The 25,226-nt window shown below is 48.0% G+C and carries 24 protein-coding genes and 1 pseudogene; 11 read left to right on the plus strand and 14 right to left on the minus strand.

All coding sequences use genetic code 11. The features are described 5' to 3' along the window. Window positions 1–3: 3 nt before the first annotated feature. Together B5D42_RS03280 and B5D42_RS03285 are read right to left on the minus strand one after the other, a co-directional pair. Window positions 4–1,197 carry a Gfo/Idh/MocA family protein gene (locus B5D42_RS03280; RefSeq protein WP_078830474.1) on the minus strand — a complete coding sequence of 398 codons (1,194 nt, stop codon included), beginning with the start codon at window positions 1,195–1,197 and terminating at the stop codon, window positions 4–6. Window positions 1,198–1,240: 43 nt separating this feature from the next. Next, complete coding sequence (locus B5D42_RS03285; protein WP_078830029.1) at window positions 1,241–2,434, minus strand: nucleoside permease; 1,194 nt, start codon at window positions 2,432–2,434, stop codon at window positions 1,241–1,243. Between the two features lie 130 nt (window positions 2,435–2,564). Here B5D42_RS03285 and B5D42_RS03290 point away from each other — a divergent pair, with 130 nt between their 5' ends. The 4 genes from B5D42_RS03290 (at window position 2,565) to B5D42_RS03305 (ending at window position 4,534) form a co-directional block, all read left to right on the plus strand. Next, window positions 2,565–3,299 carry a ThuA domain-containing protein gene (locus B5D42_RS03290; RefSeq protein ID WP_078830030.1) on the plus strand — a complete coding sequence of 245 codons (735 nt, stop codon included), beginning with the start codon at window positions 2,565–2,567 and terminating at the stop codon, window positions 3,297–3,299. A gap of 97 nt (window positions 3,300–3,396) precedes the next feature. Beyond that, the gene (locus tag B5D42_RS03295) at window positions 3,397–3,795 is read left to right on the plus strand and encodes a glycine zipper 2TM domain-containing protein (RefSeq protein WP_078830031.1); all 399 of its coding nucleotides are present in this window, start codon (window positions 3,397–3,399) and stop codon (window positions 3,793–3,795) included. Window positions 3,796–3,901: 106 nt separating this feature from the next. After that, complete coding sequence (locus tag B5D42_RS03300) at window positions 3,902–4,294, plus strand: AraC family ligand binding domain-containing protein (RefSeq protein WP_078830032.1); 393 nt, start codon at window positions 3,902–3,904, stop codon at window positions 4,292–4,294. A 24-nt stretch (window positions 4,295–4,318) separates the two neighbouring features. Continuing rightward, complete coding sequence (locus B5D42_RS03305) at window positions 4,319–4,534, plus strand: hypothetical protein (protein ID WP_078830033.1); 216 nt, start codon at window positions 4,319–4,321, stop codon at window positions 4,532–4,534. A gap of 54 nt (window positions 4,535–4,588) precedes the next feature. Here B5D42_RS03305 and B5D42_RS03310 read toward each other — a convergent pair whose 3' ends face one another. Together B5D42_RS03310 and B5D42_RS03315 are read right to left on the minus strand one after the other, a co-directional pair. Beyond that, window positions 4,589–5,758, minus strand: a complete 1,170-nt coding sequence (locus tag B5D42_RS03310) for a trans-sulfuration enzyme family protein (RefSeq protein WP_078830034.1) — start codon at window positions 5,756–5,758, stop codon at window positions 4,589–4,591. Between the two features lie 11 nt (window positions 5,759–5,769). Beyond that, window positions 5,770–6,219, minus strand: coding sequence for an OsmC family protein (locus B5D42_RS03315; protein ID WP_078830035.1), 450 nt, complete (start codon window positions 6,217–6,219; stop codon window positions 5,770–5,772). 87 nt (window positions 6,220–6,306) lie between these two features. Here B5D42_RS03315 and B5D42_RS03320 point away from each other — a divergent pair, with 87 nt between their 5' ends. Beyond that, on the plus strand, window positions 6,307–7,320 hold the full coding sequence (locus tag B5D42_RS03320) for a homoserine O-acetyltransferase family protein (RefSeq protein ID WP_245825536.1): 1,014 nt from the start codon (window positions 6,307–6,309) through the stop codon (window positions 7,318–7,320). Here B5D42_RS03320 and B5D42_RS03325 read toward each other — a convergent pair whose 3' ends face one another. Beyond that, entirely contained in the window at window positions 7,321–7,950 is a 630-nt protein-coding gene (locus B5D42_RS03325; protein WP_078830036.1) for a hypothetical protein, read from the minus strand. Between the two features lie 66 nt (window positions 7,951–8,016). On the opposite strand from B5D42_RS03325, the gene B5D42_RS17825 reads away from it, so the two are divergent. After that, window positions 8,017–8,193 (plus strand): DUF6728 family protein, encoded by a 177-nt coding sequence (locus tag B5D42_RS17825; RefSeq protein WP_176112889.1) that lies wholly within the window; start codon window positions 8,017–8,019, stop codon window positions 8,191–8,193. Window positions 8,194–8,202: 9 nt separating this feature from the next. Here the strand turns inward: B5D42_RS17825 and lpxB are convergent, their stop codons facing one another. Beyond that, window positions 8,203–9,309 (minus strand): lipid-A-disaccharide synthase, encoded by a 1,107-nt coding sequence (gene lpxB / locus B5D42_RS03330; RefSeq protein WP_078830037.1) that lies wholly within the window; start codon window positions 9,307–9,309, stop codon window positions 8,203–8,205. A 134-nt stretch (window positions 9,310–9,443) separates the two neighbouring features. On the opposite strand from lpxB, the gene B5D42_RS03335 reads away from it, so the two are divergent. Then, window positions 9,444–9,806: a BlaI/MecI/CopY family transcriptional regulator gene (locus tag B5D42_RS03335; RefSeq protein WP_078830038.1), complete on the plus strand. Its 363-nt coding sequence runs from the start codon at window positions 9,444–9,446 to the stop codon at window positions 9,804–9,806. A gap of 12 nt (window positions 9,807–9,818) precedes the next feature. Then, window positions 9,819–12,347 (plus strand): M56/M15 family metallopeptidase, encoded by a 2,529-nt coding sequence (locus tag B5D42_RS03340; protein WP_078830039.1) that lies wholly within the window; start codon window positions 9,819–9,821, stop codon window positions 12,345–12,347. 159 nt (window positions 12,348–12,506) lie between these two features. On the opposite strand, the gene hpt is transcribed toward B5D42_RS03340, so the two are convergent. The 4 genes from hpt to B5D42_RS03360 form a co-directional block, all read right to left on the minus strand. Then, window positions 12,507–13,046: a hypoxanthine phosphoribosyltransferase gene (hpt, locus tag B5D42_RS03345; protein ID WP_078830040.1), complete on the minus strand. Its 540-nt coding sequence runs from the start codon at window positions 13,044–13,046 to the stop codon at window positions 12,507–12,509. Window positions 13,047–13,080: 34 nt separating this feature from the next. After that, window positions 13,081–14,178, minus strand: coding sequence for a glucosaminidase domain-containing protein (locus B5D42_RS03350; RefSeq protein ID WP_078830041.1), 1,098 nt, complete (start codon window positions 14,176–14,178; stop codon window positions 13,081–13,083). Beyond that, window positions 14,175–14,819, minus strand: a complete 645-nt coding sequence (locus tag B5D42_RS03355) for an O-methyltransferase (protein WP_078830042.1) — start codon at window positions 14,817–14,819, stop codon at window positions 14,175–14,177. The genes B5D42_RS03350 and B5D42_RS03355 overlap by 4 nt, the downstream gene beginning before the upstream one ends. Before the next feature lie 104 nt (window positions 14,820–14,923). Further along, complete coding sequence (locus B5D42_RS03360) at window positions 14,924–16,474, minus strand: sodium:solute symporter (RefSeq protein ID WP_078830043.1); 1,551 nt, start codon at window positions 16,472–16,474, stop codon at window positions 14,924–14,926. Window positions 16,475–16,632: 158 nt separating this feature from the next. Here B5D42_RS03360 and B5D42_RS03365 point away from each other — a divergent pair. Continuing rightward, window positions 16,633–17,100: pseudogene (locus tag B5D42_RS03365) on the plus strand (LOG family protein); the annotation flags it as partial. 52 nt (window positions 17,101–17,152) lie between these two features. Here the strand turns inward: B5D42_RS03365 and B5D42_RS03370 are convergent. Beyond that, a complete protein-coding gene (locus B5D42_RS03370) occupies window positions 17,153–17,752 on the minus strand; it encodes a hypothetical protein (protein ID WP_139366965.1) in 600 nt (199 codons plus the stop codon). Window positions 17,753–17,782: 30 nt separating this feature from the next. Beyond that, entirely contained in the window at window positions 17,783–19,204 is a 1,422-nt protein-coding gene (locus B5D42_RS03375; RefSeq protein WP_078830046.1) for an FAD-binding oxidoreductase, read from the minus strand. A gap of 261 nt (window positions 19,205–19,465) precedes the next feature. Between B5D42_RS03375 and pckA the strand changes: the two genes are divergently transcribed. Then, window positions 19,466–21,070 carry a phosphoenolpyruvate carboxykinase (ATP) gene (gene pckA / locus B5D42_RS03380; protein WP_078830047.1) on the plus strand — a complete coding sequence of 535 codons (1,605 nt, stop codon included), beginning with the start codon at window positions 19,466–19,468 and terminating at the stop codon, window positions 21,068–21,070. Between the two features lie 129 nt (window positions 21,071–21,199). Here the strand turns inward: pckA and B5D42_RS03385 are convergent, their stop codons facing one another. After that, a complete protein-coding gene (locus B5D42_RS03385) occupies window positions 21,200–21,835 on the minus strand; it encodes a deoxynucleoside kinase (protein WP_078830048.1) in 636 nt (211 codons plus the stop codon). 84 nt (window positions 21,836–21,919) lie between these two features. Continuing rightward, entirely contained in the window at window positions 21,920–22,939 is a 1,020-nt protein-coding gene (gene trpS, locus B5D42_RS03390; protein WP_078830049.1) for a tryptophan--tRNA ligase, read from the minus strand. 131 nt (window positions 22,940–23,070) lie between these two features. Between trpS and recG the strand changes: the two genes are divergently transcribed. Continuing rightward, complete coding sequence (recG, locus tag B5D42_RS03395; protein WP_262507774.1) at window positions 23,071–25,164, plus strand: ATP-dependent DNA helicase RecG; 2,094 nt, start codon at window positions 23,071–23,073, stop codon at window positions 25,162–25,164. Window positions 25,165–25,226: the final 62 nt, after the last annotated feature.

Here is a 25,226-nt window from a genome sequence, read left to right on the forward strand (position 1 = left end):
TGTTTATTTGATGATCTGCTCCGATATGGCGCCTGTTTCCTTATGTTTCAGGATCAGTTTTTTATCGCCGTAATGCGTCATTTCTTCTTTGATGAGATAATGCGCATCATCATAAGATACAAGGTGACTTTCCTTGGTAAGCCCTTCTTTCCCTCTCCAGATATCCAGCACTACTGGTTCCCACAATTTTGATTTTGCGGAACGATAAGCAGCGTCCAGGATCGCATTCACCACATAACCGTCGTAAAAAGTTTCCTTCGGATCGGTGCCGCTGTCGTGCGCATTGAACATGTCCATGAACATATGATTATAACCGAGCTCGTTCAGTTCATCGCCCACAGGGAATAACCAGCCGCTGTTGCTCTCCGCTTTCTCGGCAATATAATCGCCGCCTTTACCTGTAGTGAACATATCAAATCCCGTGCGAAGGAAGCTGTTGATCCAGATGGTGCCTTCGGTACCCATTACTTCGTCGCGCAGATCGAGGCCGCCACGGAAAGTCCAGCTTACTTCAAACTGACCGATAGCACCGTTCTCGTATTTCACAAGACCAATGGCATGATCTTCTGCATCGATGGGTTTTACCTGCGTGTCTGCCCAGCACATTACTTCTACCGGTTTGATGTCTTTGCCGATATAACTGCGCGAGATCTCTACGCAATGACAGCCCAGGTCGAGTATACAGCCGCCGCCCGCCTGCTCCAGGTCCCAGAACCACTCACTGTGCGGGCCGGGATGCGTTTCGCGTGATTTGGCCCAGAGTATCCGTCCGAGTGCGCCGGCTTTAACGCTGTCCACTGCCTTGATGAATTTCGGGGTATAAACCAGGTCTTCCAGGTAACCGTTGAAAATACCGGCCTCTTCAACCGCCAGCAGCATCCTTTTGGCTTCTGCTGCATTGCGGCCAAGAGGTTTGGTGGTCATTACCGCTTTTTTGTGTTTGCAGCATAACATCACCGCTTCTTCATGCAGATTATTGGGCAATGCAATACAAACAATGTCAACATCAGGATGCGCGATGGCTTCTTCCATTACGGTGGTCCAGTGGCTGCACCTGTAATCTTCCGCAAATTTCTTTGCACTTTCTTCGCGTCTTGAATAAACGCTTACTACTTTGTCTTTGCTTCTGTATCCCTGTATCGAATCCGCATAGAATCTTCCGATAAAGCCGGATCCGAGCATGGCAATTTTTTTCATGCTGTGTTTTTTCTGCAATAAATCAATAATTAAAACAATGTTCTCAGGCTTTAGCCGGAGATTTTTTCTCTTTGAAGAAAAGGATAAAATAGATCAGCACTCCCAGTGCAATATAAGCCGGTACATACCAGATGCTCTGCCAGTTATGCGTTGCTCCTGTTTTATGCTGGTCTACCACATACCCGCTGAACCAGGTACCCACGAACATACCTACACCATAAGTGGCAAAAGTGAACAGCCCCTGCGCGGCATTCTTGATCTTTTCTCCCGCTTTCTTTTCTGTATACATGTAGCCGGTTACAAAAAAGAAATCATAACAGATGCCATGGAGGATAATGCCTGCATACAACATCCACGCGCCCGCTCCTGCATCGCCGTAGGCAAAACATACATAACGCAGGATCCAGGCCGTCATACCCAGCAGGATCATTTTCTTTACCCCGATCCTGTTAAAGAGGAATGGTATCGCAAGAATGAATAGTGCTTCGGATACCTGCCCCAGGGTCATTTTACCTGCGGCATTCTCAAAGCCCACTTCGTTGAGGAATGGGTTTGCAAAACCATAATAGAAAGAAAGCGGAATGCAGACAAGGATGGCTGCAATGAAAAAGATCAGGTAAGGGCGTTCTTTAAAAAGCACAAATGCTTCTGTTCCCAGCGCGCTTGATGCGGAAGTGCCTGCAGCGGCTTTGGGCGGTGTATTGGGCAGCACAAAGCTCAGCAGACCCAGTACGGCTGAAGCACCGGCAGCCATATAAAAGGTGGAAGATGTTTTTTCAATCCCCATTTTACTGATCAGTATGCCCGCAACGATCCAGCCGAGGGTGCCGAATACCCTGATCCAGGGGAACTGCTTGCCGGGATCGGTCATCTGCGCAAATGCCACATTATTACTTAATGCGATGGTTGGCATATACAACAGCGAATAACCCAGGATGATCCAGTAAAAAGTATTGCTGTTTTCTATGGTGGTGGCGAGGAAAAGCAATGCGGCGCCCACGAGATGCAGCACACCCATGATACGCTGCGCAGCGAAAAAGCGGTCGGCCACCAGTCCTATGAAAAAAGGCGAGATCATGGTGGCAATGGCAAGCGCACTGTAAGCTGCACCTATTTCCACATCGGATGCTTTCAGGTGTTCATTCATATAGGTGCCCATGGTAACATACCAGGCGCCCCAGATAAAGTATTCAATGAACATCATTGATGCAAGCAGTGAACCGGTTTTGGTTTTCATAAAGCGGTTGTTTTTACGGTTTGGTTTCGTTAGATTTACATGAATGGCTGTACGTGTTCAAAATACGTATAATTCTTAATTTATAACACTGAATTATTCATCCCTGAGCAACAGCTTTTAAATCCTTCCTATGTGCCGTAAGCTCCTTTTCCTGTTGTCCGTGCCGGCTTTATGTATCATCATGGCCTTTGCACCCGCTGCAAAATCGCCCCGCCTGCTTGTGTTTTCACTTACCAAAGCCTATCATCATGCATCCATCGCCGCAGGAAACAGGGCAGTGGTTCAATTAGGCAGGGAATATGGTTTCACGGCAGATACAACCACCGACGCAGGCGTTTTCAATGATAAAAGCCTGAATCAATACGCTGCCGTACTTTTCCTGAACACAACCGGCGATGTGCTGAATGATGAACAGCAGGATGCATTCATCCGCTTTATCCGTAATGGTGGTGGTTTTGCCGGAGTACATGCAGCTACCGATACCGAGTTCGACTGGCCCTGGTTCGGGCAACTCGCCGGCGCTTATTTTACAAACCACCCCAAACAACAGGAGGCAATTGTACAGGTAGCGGGTCCCGGCGACGCTTCAACGAAACACCTGCCGCTGCAATGGAAAAAGAAAGATGAATGGTACAATTTCAGGGATATCCAGCCGGGACTGCAGATCCTGCTCACTGTAGATGAAAGCAGTTATACAGGAGGTCAGAACGGAGCACTCCATCCGATCAGCTGGAAAAGAAAATTCGATGGGGGGCGTTCATTCTATACCGCATTAGGGCATACCGAAGAATCTTATACAGATCCGCTTTTCCTCAGGCATCTTGCGATGGGAATTGTCTACGCTCTGGGTAAGGGTGGGGAATAGCTTCCACAATTCTGGCTTCTGAACGCGAAGAAGCTATACTGCGCATTTTTTTTGCATCGTGAAAGTAAAACGGATTTGTTCACTAAAACTTTCAACGATGAAAACAGCAATAGCAATTATAGCCGCAACGGCATTCCTCGGAGCCTGCAGAAATGCACCCAAGGAAGAACCTAAAAAAGATACGGTAGTGGTGGTTAAGACCACAGTGAGGGAACGCGAAGTTCCTGTACGACGCAGTGTGGAACCCGCATATGATGCGGCAGAAGCATCAGCACCTGCTCCAACCCAGCAAAAGAAAGGCTGGAGTGATGCGGCTAAAGGAACTGCCATTGGTGGTGTGGCGGGCGGCGTTGCCGGTGCGCTGATCGATGGTAAGGATGGTAACCGCACGGAAGGTATCCTGATCGGTACAGCCCTCGGTGCCGGTACCGGTTATGTGATCGGTCGTGCTAACGACCGGAAGACCGGCCGCGTTAAACCTAAAACGAACAATTAAAACGTTGAGGAAATATCTCCTCAGTAACTGATTTTATAAGAATCAAACAAAAGGAATGCGGTCTCGCATTCTTTTTGCATTATATCCATATCCATAAAACGACCTGATGAAATACACTGAAGCTACCTACAACAGGCCCGACGGAGAGCGGGTGATCGATGCACCTTATGTGCTTGCCGATGTTAACATCGCTACCATGCAACTGGTGAACGAAGATGCATGGGAGAAGAACGACCGTAATGGCATTACCTTATTCAAGACCGACCATGTAACCAGCGTGCTGATCTGCCTGCAGGCGGGCGCTGATACAACGGAAAATACAGTGAACGGTACTGTGATCATCCAGGTGATAGAAGGCGAAGTGAGTGTTTCACTGAAAGACGATGTGTTCACACTCGCTACAGGCCAGATGATCCTTGTACACGAAAACGTAAAACATGGCCTCCGTGCAGTAGATGATTCCGTTGTTCTGCTTACCAATCATGCAAGCCACGCATAGATTCCTTATCCTAAAATAAATTCCATGTTATCCTTTTATCTTATCGGAGCGATCGTCTTTATTGTTACGGTAGTTGCACTGCTGGCAATGAGTTTTAACGAATACAGGCTGGATGCAGGCGATGCCGGCTGGCGGAGACAGGGTGTTAAGCGAAATTATTTTGCAGGACTGCTTTTGCGCAGCGCCATGACCACTGCGGCAGTGATGGTACTGCTGAAATGGATTGTGGTGGAATGGTAAATGGTAAGGACATCATCCGGAAATAGTTTGCTGATTTCCGGATGATGCTTTTATTTATGCCTGATCGAGTGCCTGCAGGATATCTGCAAGGATATCTTCTTTGTGTTCCAGTCCCACGGAGATACGGATCAGTCCGGGCGTTATATTCACTGCCTGTCTTTCGGCTTCTGTCAGCTTCGCATGTGTTGTACTTGCAGGGTGAGATGCGATGCTGCGGGTATCACCGAGGTTAGCGGTGAGCGACAGCATTTTCAGGCTGTTCAAAAATGTTCTGCCTGCTTCAAGGCCATCTTTTAATTCAAAACAAACAATCCCGCCGCCGTTCTGCATCTGACGCACTGCAATGGCATGTTGCGGATGTGTGGGCAGTAAAGGATAACGAACGCCGGCTAGTTTAGCATGTCCTTCCAGTGATTGGGCGAGGTACAATGCGTTCGATGCATGTCTTTCCATGCGCACTTCAAGGGTCTCAAGGCTCCGGCTCAGCAGCCAGGCATTGAACGGAGATAACGACGGACCGGTGCTGCGGCAGAAAAGATAGATTTCTTTGATCAGTTCCTTTTTACCAACGATCACACCTCCGAGTACCCTGCCCTGGCCATCGAGCCATTTGGTAGCAGAATGAACAACGAGGTCGGCACCAAAACGGATTGGCTGTTGCGCAACGGGTGTGGCAAAACAGTTATCGACGTTCAGAATTACATTGTGTTTTTTTGCAACCCTGCCGATCATTTCCAGGTCCAGTATTTCAAGCCCGGGATTGGTAGGCGTTTCCAGGTAGATCATCCGCGTTTGCGGTGTGATGGCAGCTTCCCATTCTGCTTCCGTTGCCGTGGCAGGGATATAACTGTGGCTGATGCCATATTTGGGCAGGTATTTGGCGATGACAGTATGCGTGCTCCCGAAAATCGCATTGCAGGACAGGAGATGATCGCCCTGCTTCATCAAAGCCATGAACGATCCGAAAATGGCGCTCATGCCCGATGCGGTTGCAAATCCTGCTTCTGCACCTTCCAGTGTACACATCCTGTCTGTGAACTCCTGTACGTTCGGATTACTGAAACGGCTGTAGATATTATTGTCGTTCTCATCGGCAAATGCCGCACGCATTTCCTCTGCATCATTAAAACAAAAGCTGCTGGTAAGGAACATTGGCGCTGCATGTTCCATCTCGGGTGTCTGTTCGATCCTTGTCCGGATCACCTGTGTCTGCCGGTGCTGCATAATCGGGGAAATTAAGATTGATGAACATTATTGTCTGGTGAGATCACTTCTGCCTGCCATTGTATGCTGCATCCGGCAGCGCGCAGGGTTGCGGCCACAGAACAGTATTTGTCTATCGACAAGGCACATGCTTTCTGTGCTTTTTCCGGGTCGATATTACCTTCAAACACAAAACGGATCTTCACTTCCTTCCATAAAGCAGGTTCTTTACCGCTTTCACGCTCCGCTTCGATCTCCATCCGGAATGAGCTGATCTCCTGCCGCTGTTTTTTCAGAATGGATACGATATCGATACCACTGCAGCCACCCAGTCCCATCAGGATAGTCTGCATAGGCCTGATGCCGCTGTTATGGCCGCCTATGGCTTCGGCGGCGTCCATCTGCATCCGGTGGCCGTTGCTGTCAACCGCTTCAAAAGCATAATCGGTGCCGGTACGGGTAATGTCGATCCTGGTGGTCATGAGGGGGTAATATTTGGGTGACCGGAAAAATTTATGCAAATGTAGTTTAACCATGCACTTATTTTGCGTTCAAATACGGAATAATCGATGATGAACGTCTTTCAATATGAGCAGCCTTTTACACTGGAATGCGGGGAAGTGCTGCCCGGCCTGCAGATCGCTTACCATACCTACGGCAAACTGAATGCCGCCGGGAGCAATGTGGTATGGGTCTGCCATGCGCTTACGGCCAATGCAGACTGTGCCGACTGGTGGAAAGGTGTGATCGGAGGCGAAGCGGTGAATGCGGATAAGGATTTTATCATCTGTGCGAACATACTGGGTTCCTGTTACGGAAGCACCGGCCCTGCAAGCACCAACCCGGAAACGGGGAAACCATATTATTCAACTTTTCCCAACATCACCATCAGGGATATGGTGCAGGCGCATATACTGCTGCGCAAACATCTCGGCATTGAAAAGATCGCTTTGCTGATGGGCGGAAGCATGGGCGGCTACCAGGCGCTGGAATGGTGTGCGATGGAAACGGATCGCATTGAAAAACTCTTCCTCATTGCCACTTCACCATCTGAGAGCGCCTGGGGAGTAGCAGTGCATACTGCCCAGCGGCTGGCCATTGAGGCCGACAGTACCTGGCGGGATCCGGCACCGGATGCGGGCGCCAAAGGACTTAAAGCTGCAAGAGCCATCGGAATGCTGACGTATCGTAACTACGGGATTTTCCAGGATGCGCAAACAGACCCGGATCCGGAGAAGATCGACAATTTCAGAGCCTCATCCTATATCCAGTACCAGGGCGATAAACTTGTTAAACGTTTTAATGCGTATAGCTACTGGTTGCTCACAAAAGCGATGGACAGCCATCACCTGGCGCGTGGCCGTGGCGGAGACCTGATGAAAGCATTGAATCAGCTGACCCAGCCAACCCTGATCATGGCCATCGGAAGCGATATTCTCTGTCCGCCCGAAGAACAGCGTTTCATGAACACGCATATGCCCCATGCCACGCTGGTAGAGATCGATTCAGCTTACGGCCACGACGGTTTTATCATCGAAGCCCGCCAGATCACTGACTGCCTGAAACAATGGCTGCACCGGTGATCAGCCTTTAACAGACACTTCCTTGTAGCCCGCCAGTGAAACATTGAATGTGGCATCAGGAACCGGTGCGGTGCTGATCTCGGTTGCGGTAAGTTTGAATTTCACAGGGCCGTTAGTTACTTCAAATTCGAGCGGCAGCCCTTTCAGATCCTTAAACAATGTATTGGCTCCTTCGAGTGCGGCCGCATTCTGCAGTTTTTCCGTAAACCAGATCGTGGTCTTTGTTTCACCTGCTTTTCCTGCTTTTACAGTGATCACCGCTTTGGAACAGGGATAACCTTTGATGGTCCTTTTTTCCGTAGTATAAGTGATCACCGGAGCGGGAGATGGCTGTGCCGACAACTGCGCCCTGTTCTTGCGCATATAGAATTTCTTGCCCATCTGGTCTGTCAGCAGCAGTAAGCCTTTATCGTCAACCAGGGTTTTCATGGAAAAGATCCCACCCGAAAGTTCATATAAGGCTTTTGTATTTTTAAAATGAAGCCGGCTTTGCATATTGCCGATCAGGGCTTTCATTGTTTCGTCGCTGCTGTTGTCAACAGATACGGCATATTTGATATAACCTTCTTTCACCTGGCCGAAGAGAACGGACGAGAGGAGCAGGGCAATCAGTGTGAATGTTTTTTTCATGGTGTATTGATTGAACAGGGTATGTTTGAATGAATAAGTCTTGTTATTTTTACAGAAACAAAGTCTATGGGTATCTGGCGTCAGCTTGCAGAATATCTCTACATCAAAAAAAGGGACCCGAACGAACCGCGTACCCAGTGGATGAAGTATATGCACGGCATGAATCGTATTTCCCTGATCATGTTCCTGATCGCTGTACTGATCATCATTTTTAAACTGGTGTTGTTACCCTTATTCAGGTAACGGTCGTTTTTAGCCGGTTACAAAATCATAAATAATCGCAGCTGCGCGTTCAGATGCATTTCCTTCCTTCGAGAGTAATGTCTTCAGATCGGCATAATCTTTTTTCAGCACTGCACGTTTCTGTTCATCGGTAAGCAGGCTTTGTAACTCTTTCACAAGGTTAGCGGTGGTAAGTTCATGCTGGATCAGTTCCTTTACCACCGGTTTATCCATGATCAGGTTCACCAGTGAAATATATTTGATGCGGATCAACCTTTTCGCGATCTGGTAGCTGATATTATTTCCTTTATAACAAACGATCTCCGGAATTCCAAGCAATGCTGTTTCAAGTGTAGCCGTACCGCTGGTGACCAGCGCTGCATCGGATTGAAGCAGCAGGGAATAGGTCTGATTACGAACAGCGGCCACATTGCTGTAAGGCTGAAGGAATGGCGTATAGAAAGCCTCTTCCTGCCCCGGCGCCATAGCCACCACAAAACGATAGCCGGGAAAATGTGCCGCTACCTCCAGCATCACCGGCAACTTGCGCGAGATCTCCTGTTTACGGCTGCCGGGTAACAGTGCAATGGTCTTTACCCGGTCTGGAGCAGGTGTATACTGTGCAAGCGCTTCATTCACCACTTCCACCAGCGGATGACCCACATAATCAACATCCCAGTTCCAGCGTTCTTTATAATAGGTTTTTTCGAAGGGAAGGATACAAAGCATTTTATCGATGCACTGTTTCATTCTGATCACTCTTTTTTCCTTCCATGCCCAAACCTGGGGTGAGATATAGAACACCACTTTCAGACCCTGTTCTTTTGCCCAGGATGCAATCCGGAGGTTAAATCCGGGGTAATCGATCAGCACCAGCACATCGGGTTTCCAGGCAAGAATATCCTCTTTGCAGAAACGGATATTCCGCAGGATCACAGGCAGGTTCTTCACCACTTCGGCAAAACCCATGAAAGCCAGGTCGCGGTAATGTTTCACCACTTCCGCACCGGCCGCAGCCATCAGGTCGCCGCCCCAGCAACGGATCTCCGCGCGGGCATCTTTACTGTGAAGCTGTTTCACCAGGTTGCTGCCATGGAGGTCGCCGCTGGCTTCGCCTGCAATTAAATAATACTTCATAATCAGGATAACTCAGCTTGCAAGTTAGCAGTTTAAGCCGAGCCGGCGGATGCTCCGGATTAACATTTAATTGACTAAAAAAATAGTTTTAAAACTAAAAATATAGTTTTATATTTGATCATCAACAGATCATTATGAAACCACTGACCAAAGCTGAAGAACAGATCATGCAATCTATCTGGCGGCTTGAAACGGCTTTTCTGAAAGATATCGTGGAAGCCCAGCCCGAACCGCGTCCTCATTCCAACACCGTTGCCACCATTGTAAAGATCCTGGTGGACAAAGGTTTTGTGGGTGTAAAACCCATAGGGAGGGTACACCAGTATTACCCGCTGGTTTCCAAGAGCGAGTATTCATCCAACTCGATGCGTACATTGGTGGAAGGTTATTTCGAAGGTTCTTTCAGCGATGCGGTATCTTTTATGGTGAAAAGTAAAGAACTCAGTATTAAGGACCTTGAGTTGCTGCTGCAGCAGATGAAACATAAAAAACACTAAAACTTATTTACGATGCTAACCACTGCTTATTACTTCGTCCAGGTGATCCTCTGCAGCGCGGTTATGATGGGATATTACATGCTGGTGCTGCGGAATAAGAAGTTTCACCAGTATAACCGTTTCTATCTGCTGGCTGTTGCTGTGCTTTCATGGCTGGTGCCGTTGATCAAGATCCAGCTTAATCCGGGCAATGCAGATATCAATCCTGAAATGATGCGCCTGCTTGCGGTGCTGGCCGATAATAATTCTGCCATAGAAGCTACTGTTGCCAACCCGCAGTTCACTTTCAACTGGGAGTTGCTGGTAACAGGAGTATATATCGCCGTTACCGGGATGTTCCTGTTTTTCCTGGTGCGTGGTATATACCGGTTATACCGGCTCCTGCGTACACATTCCTGCAAAAATGTGGGTGATGTATACCTGATCCTCACTCAGGCTGAAGGAACGCCTTTTTCCTTCTTCCGTTATATTTTCTGGAACGATGAGATCGATATCCGCAGTGAAGCCGGTAAACAGATCCTTCAGCACGAACTTACCCACGTCCGTCAGCGCCACACTATCGATAAACTCGTAGTGCAGATATTACTGATCGGCGGCTGGTTCAATCCTTTTTTCTGGCTGCTGAAAAAGGAAATGGAAATGATCCATGAATTCATCGCGGATAAAAAAGCCGTTAACAATGGTGATACTGCTTTGCTGGCACAGATGCTGCTCACTGCGGCTTATCCTAAACGGAAATTTGAGCTGGCGCACCCATTCTTCTTTTCGCCCATCAAAAGAAGATTGCTGATGCTTACCAATAATGCAGATCCCCGCTTCAGCTACCTGCGCAGACTGGTTGTATTGCCTTTGCTCGCCGTTGTAGTTGTGTTTTTCGCATTCCGCAACAAAGAATACAACCAGGGCAAAACCATCTCTGTTGAAACGGTGGTTGAAAGTGTGGTGAATTCCATTGCTGCTTCTGTTTCCGGTAAGGATGAACCTGCTGCTTCTGCATCAATGGCCTCCATAGCACTTAACGGCAGGTATACCGTTGTGATCGATGCGGGCCATGGTGGTGCTGATAACGGTACTTTCGGCGCCGATGGTACCAGCGAAAAATCCATCACGCTGGAACTTGCGAAACTCATCAAAGAACTCAATGCCAATGACCGAATCAATATCGAACTCACAAGGAGCAAAGACATCACCCAGTCTGTTGCTGAACGTAACAGGATGATCACAGAACTGCGTCCCGAACTGGTCATCTCCTTACATTGTAACAGTGCTCTTGCCCGCGAGGCCGACAAATCATCCGGCATGGAGATCATGATCAGTCAGCAGACCGCATCTCCTGAAAAGAAAGAAGGTAATCACCGCATCGCTTCCTATATGGCCAATACACTTAAAGCGAATGGGGCCACCAAGATCATCGATAACAGTGCACGTAAGCTGTACATGATAGACCAGCCCTCTTGTCCTGCGGTTTTGTTCGAAGCCGGTTATATCACCAATCCTTCAGATCTCGCAAAGCTTAAAACTGCCAGCTACCGGGAACGTCTTGCTGTTTCACTGCTGAATGCGATCCAGTATTACCTTAAAGGTCTTGAATATAATGCACGTACCAATGATACGCCAACTTTTGAAGCAGACACCATCAGGTTCCTGACCAAAGGATCAGGCGATGATCTGATCCTGAGCAGGCCGGAAGGCGCGAACAGACTGCAATTCTCAACAGTGAACAATATAAAAGATGACAACCTTTTCGACCGCTGGAAAGTAGATTCCACCAGGCGTCCCCTGTTTGTTATCAACGGCGAACTGGTTTCGCAGGAAGAGTTCAGGCAACTGAACCCGAATTCAGTTACTGATGTCCGTATCCTGAAAGACCAGGCCGCGATCGATAAATACGGTGAACCTGCCCGTAATGGTGTGATCGATATCCGGACACGAAAAGACAGTGTTAAATTGTGGATCAGTCTGCCTAATAAAGAGAACAGCGAATACCAGGCGTTTCTGAATGCCAACCCCGATGTTAAAGCCTATCGCTGGTCTGTAGAACCGGCAAGCTTCATTGTTACGCTGAAGGACGGAACCACTGAAACTTACCTGATCAATAACCCGGAAAGCATGAAAAGGGCAGAGCGGAAGTACGATAAGCTGCCGGTGATGCCTAAACTGCCGGCAAAGACCATTCAGCTGAAAGCGGATAGCATCCATTTATCCGATGTAACGGTCCGGGCAACAAGGACACCTCCTCCGCAGGTACTGCCCGAATGCAAAGAAGGAACGGCTGGTTTTCTGAAATATATCAGCAGCAATATCAATGTAAAATCCATCAGGGCCAATGGTGCCCCTGCAGGCCAGTACCAGATAGCGATGTCCTTCATGGTAGATGCCGGCGGCAGGATCTCTGATTTCCGTACAGACAAAGTAAATGGCTACGGCATCGATGCAGAAATGGCAAGGCTGATCAAAGAGGGGCCGGGCTGGAACCCCGCCAAACGCGATAATGTTCCTGTAGCTTACCGTCAGCGGGTAGTGATCAATTTTGCGGTTTAATACAGGTTTTAATGGTATTTTAATGATAAACGGGTGAAAACCTTGTTTTATCGTCTAACTTTGCAATAGCTACTTAGGTAGTTGGTTGTTAAATAAAATGAGCTTGATGCCCTTGCATGCAGGGGCATCTGGTTTTTAAGGAAGCGGCGATCTGTTTTCTTAATCTTCTTTCAGCTGGTAGATCTCACGGATATTACGTCCGAGCCCGTCGTAATCGAGACCATAGCCTACAACAAATTTATTGGGGATAGAAAAACAGCAATAATCCACCGGCACTTCATATGCGGTAGCGTCCGGTTTATGCAGCAGCACTGCTGTCTTCAGTGATGCGGGATGCTGGTTCCTGAGTTGCGGCAAAAATTCACTCATTGTTTTACCGGTGTCAATAATGTCTTCAAGGATCACGATATGCCTGTCGGTGATATCAGTATCCAGTCCGATAGCGGTGATCACATGCCCGGTTGATTTGGTGCCTTTGTAAGATGCGAGCTTGATAAAGCATATTTCCGCATCGATATGTAATTCTTTGAACAGGTCAGATGCAAACATGAAAGAGCCGTTCAGTACTGCAATGAACAGCGGCCTTTTACCTGCATAGTCATTACTCAACGCTGCGGCCAGTTCCCTGATCTTGCCCAGAATGGTTTCTTCTGAAAGATAGGGTACAAATGATTTATCATGTACGTTGATGACTGACATGGTTGCAGGTTTTGGAAACGAATGATGAATTTTATTAAGTACGCGATCTGGCTGCTGCCGGTATCGCGGCACGAAGATAGAGTTTCTGGCCGTTGGCAGGTACTGCAGTTTTGTTGAGCTTGTTGTATTCGAGCAGGCTCTCCATACGGATGCCTTCTTTCTGACAGATATCGTGCAGGGTCTCATTATCGGCTACAACGTGAAAATCGCTTGCGCCTTTTTTCTGTTTCTTCTCAAGGAAGATCAGCCTGTCTGTATCCAGCACATCCATTTCGGCAAGGTCATTGAACTCGAGGAGTTTGGCAAGACTGATATCGTAAGTAGTTGCCAGCGCCAGCAGTGAAATACCTTCGTTTGCATAGATCACTTTGGTGTGATTGATGGTGAAAATACCCTGGGGATATAAGGATGTTTTCTTTACGGCTGCTACCGGGGCGCTTACAACAGGCGTCACCGTTTCTGCTTCTTTATGTTCTTCCTCTTTTTCTTTTTGTGCAACCGTAGTTTCTGCTGGTTTTACCAACGGCGGGTGAACCGTGGCTTGTACATCAGAAGGGCCGGGTAATGGCGCTGCTGCGATCACCGTCAATTCGGTATCGGCAGGTGTAATGCCCTGTTTGATCCTTGCAATCGCATCCAGGCTGTATTGCTGCAGGTTATAATCATTGATCACTTTCAGCAGGCTTTGGGGATAAGTAGGACTTGTTGCATAACCTGCTTTTTTCAAACCTTTTGCCCAGCCTTCATAATCGGTTGGGTCGAGCTTGAACAGGAACGCATAATGCGGGCGGCTTTTCAGGAAATCGGAATGATCCCTGTAAGAATCCTCGGATGTTCCGTATACACGGAAACATTCACCCTTCTCATCATCATCATGGTATGTTTTTGCACCGGTCCATTCGGTCTTGCATTTAATGCCGAAATGATTGTTGGAGGTCTTTACAAGGTTGCTCTCGCCATACTGTGATTCCAGGATGCCCTGCGCCAGTTTAATGGAAGCAGGCACGCCGGTCCGGATCATTTCCCTGATGGCCAGCTCTTTGTAAGTATTGATATAAGCTTCGGCCTTTTCTCTTTGTGCATGCGCGGTCAGTGAAACGGCGATGCAGAGGAGCAGGATCAGTCTTTTCATGCGTTTTTCTTTTTAATCAGGAGAATGCCGTCCCTGATGGTCAGCAATACCTGTTCTGTTCTGGGATCTTTTTGTACATGCTCATTAAAAGCCTGTATAGCTTTGGCGTTCTTGCCCGTAACAGGCTCTTCCAGTACCTGGCCGTGAAAAAGCACGTTGTCGGCCAATATGATACCATTTTCATTCAGCAACGGAACCACCATTTCATAATAATCGATATAACCGGTTTTATCTGCGTCGATAAAAACCAGGTCCCATTTCCTGTTCAGCGCCGGAATCAGTTCCAGGGCGTTGCCGACGTGCAAATGTAGCTGCTTATTTCTTTTGCTTTTGCTAAAATTGCTTTTTGCGGTGGCGGCATCTGCCTCTCTCAGTTCAAGGGTATGCAGTTCGCCGTCTTCCGTTAAGCCTTCCGCGAGGCAAAGCGCGCTGTAGCCTGTAAATGTTCCTATCTCTAAAACGTAGCGGGGACGAAGTATAGTACTGATGAACGATAAAAATTTCCCCTGTACATGCCCGCTGAGCATATGCGATTGCGGGTGCTCGCGCATGGTTTGCTCGTTCACTGCCTGAAGCAGGGCATCTTCGGCAGAAGTATACTGCCCGGCATAGCTTTCAACGAGGGGAGATATAAGATCCATCCTGCAAATATCCGTTTTTTCAGGGAAAACGGCTGCCGGTCAAACATGAAAACGGGATACCCTGTGAGGATATCCCGTTCATTCATATGATTATTTCAGGTAATTTATACGGCTGTGAGCTTTGCTTCCCCCGGAGCCGGTTTGGCTATGGCCAGCAGGCCGAGGAAAGTGATCAGTCCGTTGATGATCAGCAGCTCGATACCGATCTGGTAACCACCGAACCAGTCCTTCGCATTGATACTCAGGAAATAGGAGATTGCCGGCGCCAGCACGCAGATCACCGTTATGGCCAGTGTATTTGGCAGGCTTTTGCGGGTGAAGATGCCGAAGGCGAACAGGCCCAGCAACGGTCCGTAGGTATAACCTGCGAGGTCCAGGATCTTGTCGATGATGCTGTTATCGTTCATCACCTTAAAGCCCATGATGCATAACAGGAACACTACCGTAAAGCTCAGGTGAACCGTGAGCCTCAGTTTCTTTTTCTGCTTCTCGTCCAGGTCGTGCCTTTCCTTCAGGCCGATGATATCGATACAGAATGAAGAGGTGAGTGCCGTCAGAGCTCCGTCTGCACTCGGGAAAAGTGCTGAGATCAGCGCGATAATGAAAATGATACCAACCGCAGGCGGGAAATAATTCAGCACCACGGAAGGGAACATTTTATCACCGATGATATTGTTGTTGTCGAGCACCAGTTGTTTTACCGCTTTACCGTTCACCATCACATCCTGGTAAACACCACCCTGGGATGTGGCATACAGGTAAAGCAGGCCGCCCAGCAGGAGGAACAGGAATAATACGCATACCAGCACGATGGCCAGCGTGATTACATTTTTCTGCGAATCGCCCAGTCGTTTTACGCTGATGTTTTTCTGCATCATTTCCTGGTCGAGACCAGTCATGGCGATGGTAATGAATGCTCCGCCGATGATCTGTTTCAGGAAGAAACCTTTGCTGTTCACATCGGTATTGAATACGTTGAGATAGCCCACACTTTTCATCTGGCTGAGTGATTCGCCTACAGAAAGGTTGAGGTGACTGAGAATATACACCACACAGATGATCAGGCCTGCGATCATCAGCGATGTTTGCAGGGTATCGGTGTAAACGATGGTTTTTACACCGCCTTCAAAAGTATAGAGCAGGATCATCAGCAGGATCACGGCCGCGGTAACCACGAAGGGAACACCCATTTTATCCAGGATAAAGAACTGGATCACGTTGATCACGAGGTATAACCTTGCTGTTGCACCAACGGTACGGCTGATGATGAAGAACAATGCACCTGTTCTGTATGCCACATTCCCGAAACGCTGCTGCAGGTAGTTATAGATCGATGTAAGATTGAGCCGGTAATAGAGCGGCAGCAACACATAAGCGATCACCACATAACCGATCAGGTAACCGATAGCCACCTGCATATAAGCGAAGCCTTTGAAACTGTTGCCTGCCACATCGCCCACTGCACCCGGCACACTTACAAACGTGACACCGCTGAGTGAAGTACCGATCATGCCGAAAGCAACCAGCATCCAGTTACTGTTCTTGTTACCAATGAAAAAAGATTCGTTATTGCTGTTGCGGCCGGTATACCAGGCTACCACCAGCAATAAAAGAAAATAAAGGATCACAAAAGAAAATAGCAGCAATGGGGACATACTAATAACATTTATATTTTAAATATGACAGGACAACGGTGGTAAAGATAGGGAAGTGATGATGAAATCAGCATTCAGTTTGCGTGTTTCTGCTGTTTTTGAAACCAACCATTAAATGCTCCCGGCAATTACTACCTTGCGACACGAAAAATAAAGGTATGGAGGTAAAATGTATAGCAGTTTTCTGCGGTTCAAAAAGCGGTAATAACCCTTTGTTTGAGCAGGAAGCGGCAGCGCTGGGGAAACTGATGGCGGAAAAGCAGATCAGCCTGGTCTATGGTGGCGGTAATAAAGGCTTGATGGGAGCTGTGGCCAACGGTGTGATGGATAACGGCGGTATAGTGATCGGTGTGATACCCGAACTGCTGCTGGCCTGGGAACAGATGCACGATGCGCTTACGGAGATCCACGTGGTGCCGGATATGCATATCAGGAAGCGTATGATGTATGAGCGTTGTGATGCTGCCATTGTACTTCCCGGCGGGCACGGCACACTCGATGAGCTGTTCGAAATGCTTACCTGGAACACATTACAGATCCACGATAAAAAAATAATCCTGCTGAATACAGCAGGATATTATGATCACCTGGTGGCCCATATCAGGAATATGAGCTACCAGGGTTTTCTTTATGAGAACTGGGAAGAACGCCTGATCGTTTGTCATGATGCGGAAACAGCTATCGGCGCCCTTTGCTGAGGTAAAAACCAAAGCCTGCCCTGAATACCGGTAACGGATCGTTGTAACGGTCGCGGTACGGCGAATTCGGGTTTTGCAGCACATCGATCATCAGTGTGATGTAGGAATAATGATCGGCGATCATCCTGGAACCATAACCGATGCCTACGAGCAGGCTGCTAGAATTGAATTTGTAGGTGTTGGACTGGTTGCTCACCATGTTTTTCTGGGAAGAGCTGATCCAGTTCAGTTCGGGCTGCACCTGCACGTGCAGGAAGTTCACCGGCCAGAGCCTGATAAAGGGCCCGCCGCCGAAACTGAAATTCCTGTAACGGATGCTGTTATAATCTGAAGCATTCTGCGAAAAATAATTCACGTTGAACGACATGCCCGCGTCCAGCCAGTTGGCAATACTGTAGCCGATCTCCGGGTTCAGCCCGAGATTGAAAGAATTGCCGGCAAAACCAAGATTGAGGCTGGTACCAAGAAATATATTCTCTTTTTTGAACTTTCCTTTTTCAGGGTCCGGGTTCTCTTCCTGCTGCGCAAAAAGTCCCGCGGTGCCTAATAAAAGGCAACAGGTAAAAAAGAATTTCTTCATGATCATTTTCATTTATACAAACCTAACTGATTATTGCAGATCGAAAATCTTTCCGGCATTCAAAATATTGTTAGGATCGAATGCTTTTTTGATCTCCCGCATCAGCCGCAGGTTCGCTGCCTGGAAAACAGTATCAAGGTACGGTTTTTGGATCAGCCCAACGCCATGTTCGCCGCTGATGGTTCCGCCCAGCTTTTTTACAAGGTGGAACAATTCGGTCAGCGCTGCGGTCATTTCTGCATTGCCATGACTATTCTTAATGGTCGGGTGATTGATGCGGATATGGAGGTTGCCATCGCCGGCATGTCCGTAACAAACCGCGTGAAAACCATGCTGTCTGCCCAGTTCTTTCACACCCCTGATCAGCGCCGGTAATTCGGCTCTTGGTACTACAGTGTCTTCTTCAATGGTATAACCGGTAGTCTTTACTGCTTCTGCAACGCGGCGGCGGAGCTTCCAGAGTTCCGCTTTCTGCTGGGCATCGTCTGCAAAAAATATTTCCCCGGCATCGAACTGGGTCAGCAATTCAGAGATCGCCTCCATTTCGCCCATCAGTACATCCATATTGTTACCATCCACTTCTATGATCAGGTGTGCGGCTATATCATCGTTAACAGGCACGGCCGTACTGTCTACAAAAGTGCTTACGATCTTCAGTGCATCGATCTCTACCAGCTCGAGTGCGCTTGGTACAAATCCTGCCCTGAAAATGGCGCTCACAGCTTCACTTGCTTTTTCGAGCGATGCAAAGGGGACCAGCATCAGCAGGTCGTATTGCGGGTGAGGGATCAGTTTCAGAACGATCTTGGTAACAATGCCGAGTGTTCCTTCACTTCCTACCAGTAATTGTGTGAGGTTATAGCCGGTGGAATTTTTTAATACATTGGCGCCCGTCCAGATGATCTCGCCGGTAGGCAATACCACTTCGAGGTTCAGCACATAATCTTTTACAACGCCGTACTTAACTGCTTTCGGTCCGCCGCTGTTCTCGGCAATATTACCGCCGATGAAACAACTGCCGCGGCTGCTCGGATCCGGCGGGTAGAACAGGCCTTTTTCTTTTACAGCATTCTGCAACACTTCAGTGATCACACCCGGTTCGGTAATAACCTGAAGATTGCGTTCGTCGATCGAAAGAATACTGTTCATCCTTTCGCTGGAGATCAGTACGCCGCCGAGATGCGGAAGTGCACCGCCGCTCAGCCCGGTTCCGGCACCACGTGGGGTAACAGGAATATGAAACTGGTTACAGCATTTCATAATTGCCGCAATCTCTTCTGCGGTCCGTGGTTTCAACACCACTTCAGGATAATACTGTAAACGTTCCGTTTCGTCATGACCGTAATCTGTAAGTGATTCCTGGTCAACCAGCACGTACTGCTCACCAATGGTTGCCTTGAAAAACTCCAGATGTTCAGCTGTTACCAGTCCTTTTGGCGCTGTTGCCTGCATACTTTTCAATTTTTTGTAAAAATAGATGCTTGAGCGGAGATGTGCGTTATTCTGCCGGTTTTTCCAGATTTATTTTTTGTAAATCTTCAATTATGGTCATGTTGTTCTATTAGAAACCGCAATTACCCGTAATATGTTTTGAAATTATATACCAATATCTCCGAAACATTGATGAATACTAACGTGTAGCCAAAACACAAAGCAAATGATACATGCATCGAAACTCCTATTTTTGCCTCACTAACTAACGATTGTTCGCATATGACTTTACAAACCTTATCTATCCCTGGCAAAGAGCTTGAAGTACTTGGTCTTCAGGCATCAACCCGTGTACATTACCAGTTATCACCTGAAGAACTTGTGGAACAGGCTGTGATCAGCGGCGAAGGCGTACGTAATGATACAGGCGCGCTTTGCATCCGCACCGGCGAATTCACCGGCCGCAGTCCGCAGGATAAATTCATTGTAAAAGATGCTGTTACGGCAGATACAGTGAACTGGAATAATTTCAATATTCCCATCGACGAAAAATATTTTCACCAGCTGAAGGAGAAAATGATGGCTTACCTGAACCAGCGTCCTGCTGTATGGGTAAGGGATGCGGCGGCCTGTGCAGACCCGGCTTACAGGATCAATATCCGTGTAATCAATGAGAACCCGTGGAGCAATCTTTTTGCTTACAATATGTTCCTGCGTCCTTCCGAAAACGAACTGGAGAATTTCAAGGCCGACTGGCATATTATCCAGGCACCGGGCTTCAAGGCAGACCCTGCAGTGGATGGTACCCGTCAGCATAATTTCGCCATAGTATCGTTTACACATAAAACCATCCTGATCGGCGGAACGGGTTATACCGGTGAGATGAAAAAAGGCATTTTCACGATCCTGAATTATGTACTGCCGCACGAAAAGAATGTGCTCAGCATGCATTGCAGTGCCAATATGGGTAATGAAGGTGATGTGGCTGTATTCTTCGGACTGAGCGGTACGGGTAAAACAACGCTGAGTGCTGATCCTGCACGTAAACTGATCGGAGATGATGAGCATGGCTGGACCGCAGATGGTGTGTTCAACTTCGAAGGCGGCTGTTATGCCAAAACGATCGACCTCACGGAAGAAAAAGAACCTGAGATCTTCCACGCGATCCGTCCGGGTGCGTTGGTGGAGAACGTTACTTTCCTGAACGGCACCAATACCATCGATTTCACCAGCAAGGAAATAACCGAGAACACAAGGGTAAGCTACCCGCTTTCCTATATCAGCAATGCGCAGGAGCCTGCTATGGGCGGACTGCCGGCGAATATCTTCTTCCTCACCTGCGATGCGAAAGGCGTATTGCCTCCGGTGAGCAAACTGACCCCCGGGCAAGCCATGTACCAGTTCATCAGCGGCTACACAGCTAAAGTGGCAGGTACGGAAGCGGGTGTTACAGAACCTAAATCTACATTCAGCGCCTGTTTCGGCGCACCTTTCCTGCCTTTACATCCTGGTCAGTATGCAGAAATGCTGGGCCGGAAAATGAAGGAGAATAAGGTGAACGTATGGATGATCAATACCGGCTGGAGCGGCGGTGCTTACGGCGAAGGAAGCCGTATGAAGCTGAGCTATACCAGGGCCATGATCACTGCGGCACTGAACGGAGATCTGAATAATGTGCACTATGAAGCGCATCCTGTTTTCGGTATGGAAGTACCGCAGAGCTGTCCCGGCGTACCTGCAGAAATTTTAAACCCACGCAGCACATGGAGCGATCCTGCTGCCTATGATGTAAAATGTACGGAACTGGCGAAAGAGTTTATCCAGAACTTCAAAAAATACGCAGATGGCGTTAATGAAGAGATACTCGCAGCCGCTCCGAAAGTATAAGTTTTTGTTTACCGGTCTCTTCGATTGCTTTGTCTGTAAACTCCACCTTCGGGTGGAGTTTTTATTTGGATCCGGGGATAAAAAAAGCATACCGGAGTATGCTTTTCAATGATTTCACAACAGCTGTTCTTAGAATAATCCGAACAGCATGCCGTCTATTTTACCGATGATGTCCCCGAAATGCTCATCGTTCTCGGCAAATTTATTTTTATCACAATCGATCACGAGCAACTGGCCTTCCTTATACCCGTCGATCCATTTGTTATAATATTCATTCAGTCTTTTGAGGTAATCCAGGCGGATATTCTCTTCGTATTCACGCCCTCTTTTCTGGATCTGTGCAACCAGCGTAGGTACGGATGCCTTCAGGTAAATGAGCAGGTCCGGTGGTTGTACCATGGTTTTCAGGGTCTGGAAGAACTGGTAGTAATTATCGAAATCGCGCTTGCTCATCAGCCCCATTTCGTGCAGGTTAGGTGCAAAAATGTTGGCATCTTCATAAATAGTGCGGTCCTGGATAACCGTTTCTGTACCATGATGAATATCGAGCAGCTGGTTGAGGCGACTGTTCAGGAAAAAGATCTGCAGGTTAAAGCTCCAGCGTGGCATATCCTCATAGAAATCCATGAGGTAAGGGTTATGATCCACATCTTCAAACTGTGGTATCCAGCGATAGTGCTTGCTCAGCATTTCGGTCAGCGTGGTTTTTCCCGCACCGATATTACCGGCTACCGCTACATGTTTTGGTTTCTTAAGTTTTGGCATAGACATAAAATGAACAACAGTTTGGAGGTAAGAATTACGAACTTAAGGTAAAGATTTTAAAACGGGCTTACAAAATAAGCCGGTCTAACTGTAATCCATCCCGATGGCGCTTCTGATCAGTTTCAGCGTGGCGCTGGCGCTGGCCCTTGCCTTATCTGCTCCCTGCCTGATGATCCTGTTCAGTAATTCCTTATTGTTCTGTATATCAGCCGCTTTTTCGGAGATCGGTTTCATAAAAGCTGCCATGTCTTCCGCGAGTTGCTTTTTCATGTCGCCATAACGGATCACTACATTACCCGCTGAGCTTGCATTGAAATCGGCTTCGAATTTTGCCACAGTATCCTCGGTGCTTACCAGCCTCATCAGGGTGAAGAGGTTCTCTATATAATCCGGTTTCACCGAATTTGGCTCGGCAGGTCCCTGGTCTGTTTTCGCTTTCATGATCTTTTTACGGATCAGGTCGGCATCGTCGGCCAGGTAAAGCGTATTCATCTGGTTTTCGCTTTTGCTCATTTTCCCGTTCCCGTCAAGGCTCATGATCTTAACCAGCTCGCCACCATAATTGAAAGCATAAGGTGCCGGCAGTACTTCGCCGTAGCGGTGGTTGAACCTGTCTGCATAATTACGGGCGATCTCCAGGTGCTGTTCCTGGTCTTTTCCTACAGGTACTTTCACGGCGCGGTGTATCAGGATATCGGCGGCCATCAGTACCGGATATGTGAGCAGACCTGCGTTTACATTATCGGGCTGCAGCCTTACCTTGTCTTTGAATGTTGGTGTTTTTTCCAACTCGCCTTTATAGGCGAGCATGTTCAGGTAGAGGTAGAGTTCTGCAATCTCCGGAACATCACTCTGGATGTACAGGGCTACTTTATCCGGGTCGAGCCCGCAGGCGATATTTTCTGCAATCACCCGGTGCACACTGCTCTGCAGCTCTCTTGTATCGGGGTGAGTGGTGAGACTATGCCAGTTGGCTACAAAAAAATAACAATTGAACTTCTCGTCGTTCTGCATACGCACATAGTTGCGCATTGCGCCGAAATAATTGCCCAGATGCAGGAAACCTGTGGGGCGGATACCGCTTACTACAACCTCTTTTTCCATGGGCGCGAAGATAATGAATGGTTTCGGGATGTAAATGCCGGAATACCGCTATGGAATTTCTAATGATCATTACACCGATATTTGCTGATTAATGTATCAGTAAAAAGAATCTTATCAGCACACCGTCGAACATATTAGCTGCCCCGATCGAATACCTGAAAGGTGTGGGACCCCTGCGCGGCGATATGCTGAAGAAAGAACTGAATATTTTTACTTTCTCCGATCTGCTGCTGCATTTTCCCAACCGGCATATCGACAAAACCAAAGTCAGCGCCATTGCAGAGATCAGCCCTGCCACGGAATATATCCAGGTGGCGGGAAAACTCCTGCAGATGACCATCAGTGGCGAAAAAAGAAGCCGGCGCCTGACCGCCATACTGAAAGACAATACCGGTATACTGGAACTGACCTGGTTTCAGGGAATCAGCTGGGTGCAGAAATCACTTACGGAAGGGATGCAGTACCTCGTATTCGGCCGTACCGGCTTTTTCAACGGGAAACCCCAGATCGTTCATCCTGAAATAGAACCTTATGTTCCCGCCAAAGCCGATGGCAAACAGTTCCTTGAGCCGGTATATCCCACAACGGAAAAGCTGAAGGTAAAATCGCTCAACGGAAGACAGATCGGCAAGCTCACCTATACTTTACTGGCTCAACTGAAGGCAGAAGATATTCCCGAGAACCTGCCGCAATACCTGGTAGAAAAACTACGGCTCATGGGCCGGTATGAAGCTTACCGTAATATTCATTTCCCGGCATCACCGGTACTCTATGAGAGGGCGCTGCAAAGACTGAAATTTGAAGAACTGTTTATTGCACAGGTGCGGCTAAACCTGGTAAGACTACAGCGACATAACAGCAGCAGAGGTGTTGTGTTTGAAAAGGTGGGCGATTACTTTAACACGTTTTACTCAAAATACCTTCCTTTCCAGCTCACAGGTGCACAGAAAAGGGTGCTGAAAGAGATCCGGACAGATACGGGGCGCGGACGCCAGATGAACCGGCTGCTGCAGGGAGACGTGGGCAGCGGTAAAACGATCGTGGCATTACTGAGCATGCTGCTGGCGGCAGATAACGGTTACCAGAGTTGCCTGATGGCACCTACAGAAATACTGGCACAACAGCATTACAACGGTCTCAGTGAACTGCTGAAGGAAATGCCTGTTGAAATAGCATTGCTCACCGGCAGTACCAAAGCTGCGCAGCGTAAAAAAATACTGAAGGGCCTGCAGGAAGACACGATTCATTTTGTTGTTGGAACGCACGCTGTTATTGAAGACACGGTACAATTTAAAAACCTCGGTCTAGTGATCGTTGATGAACAGCACCGTTTTGGCGTTGCGCAACGTGCAAGACTCTGGGAGAAAGCCGTCATTCCTCCGCACGTACTCGTTATGACGGCAACGCCAATCCCGCGTACACTTGCCATGACTGCCTACGGCGATCTTGATTACAGCATCATGGATGAACTGCCACCCGGCCGCCAGCCTGTCACAACCGTACATCGCTATGAAACCGCGAGGGCAAACGTGATGGATTTTGTGAAAACCGAGATCACCAAAGGAAGGCAGGCTTATTTTATCTATCCGCTGATTGAAGAAAGTGAGAAGTTAAGCTATGAAGACCTGATGCAGGGTTATGAACAGGTAAAAAGCTTTTTCCCCGATCCGCCTTATCGCATCAGCATGGTCCATGGCAGGCAGCCCGCCGAACAGAAAGAAACCAACATGCAACGCTTCGTTACCGGCGATACGCAGCTGATGGTAAGCACCACTGTAATTGAAGTAGGTGTAAATGTGCCTAATGCATCGGTTATGGTAATTGAAAGCGCAGAAAAATTTGGTCTCTCCCAGCTGCACCAGCTCCGCGGACGCGTGGGAAGAGGCAGTGAAAAAAGTTTTTGCATTTTATTAACTAGTGTCAAAGCCAGCAAAGATGCCCGCGAACGGATCAAGATAATGTGTGCGACCAACGACGGGTTTAAAATTGCGGAAAAGGACTTAGAATTGCGTGGTCCGGGCGACATAGAAGGCACCAGGCAGAGCGGTGCGCTCAATTTCAGGATCGCAAGTATCGTAAACGATAAAGAGTTGCTGGAAAAGGCAAAAACAGAAGCCGAACAACTCTGCAGCGAAGACCCGGAACTGGATATGGCAAAGAATTTGCAGTTAAAAATCCATCTGCAGTCGCAGGGGCGTAAAAATGCCTGGAGCAAGATATCATAACCAAACCTGTTGAGCGGTAAAACCGTATTTAAATCGTAACTTTTAAAAAAAATTGCTTTGAC

Source organism: Sediminibacterium ginsengisoli, from assembly GCF_900167075.1.
GTDB lineage: Bacteria > Bacteroidota > Bacteroidia > Chitinophagales > Chitinophagaceae > Sediminibacterium > Sediminibacterium ginsengisoli.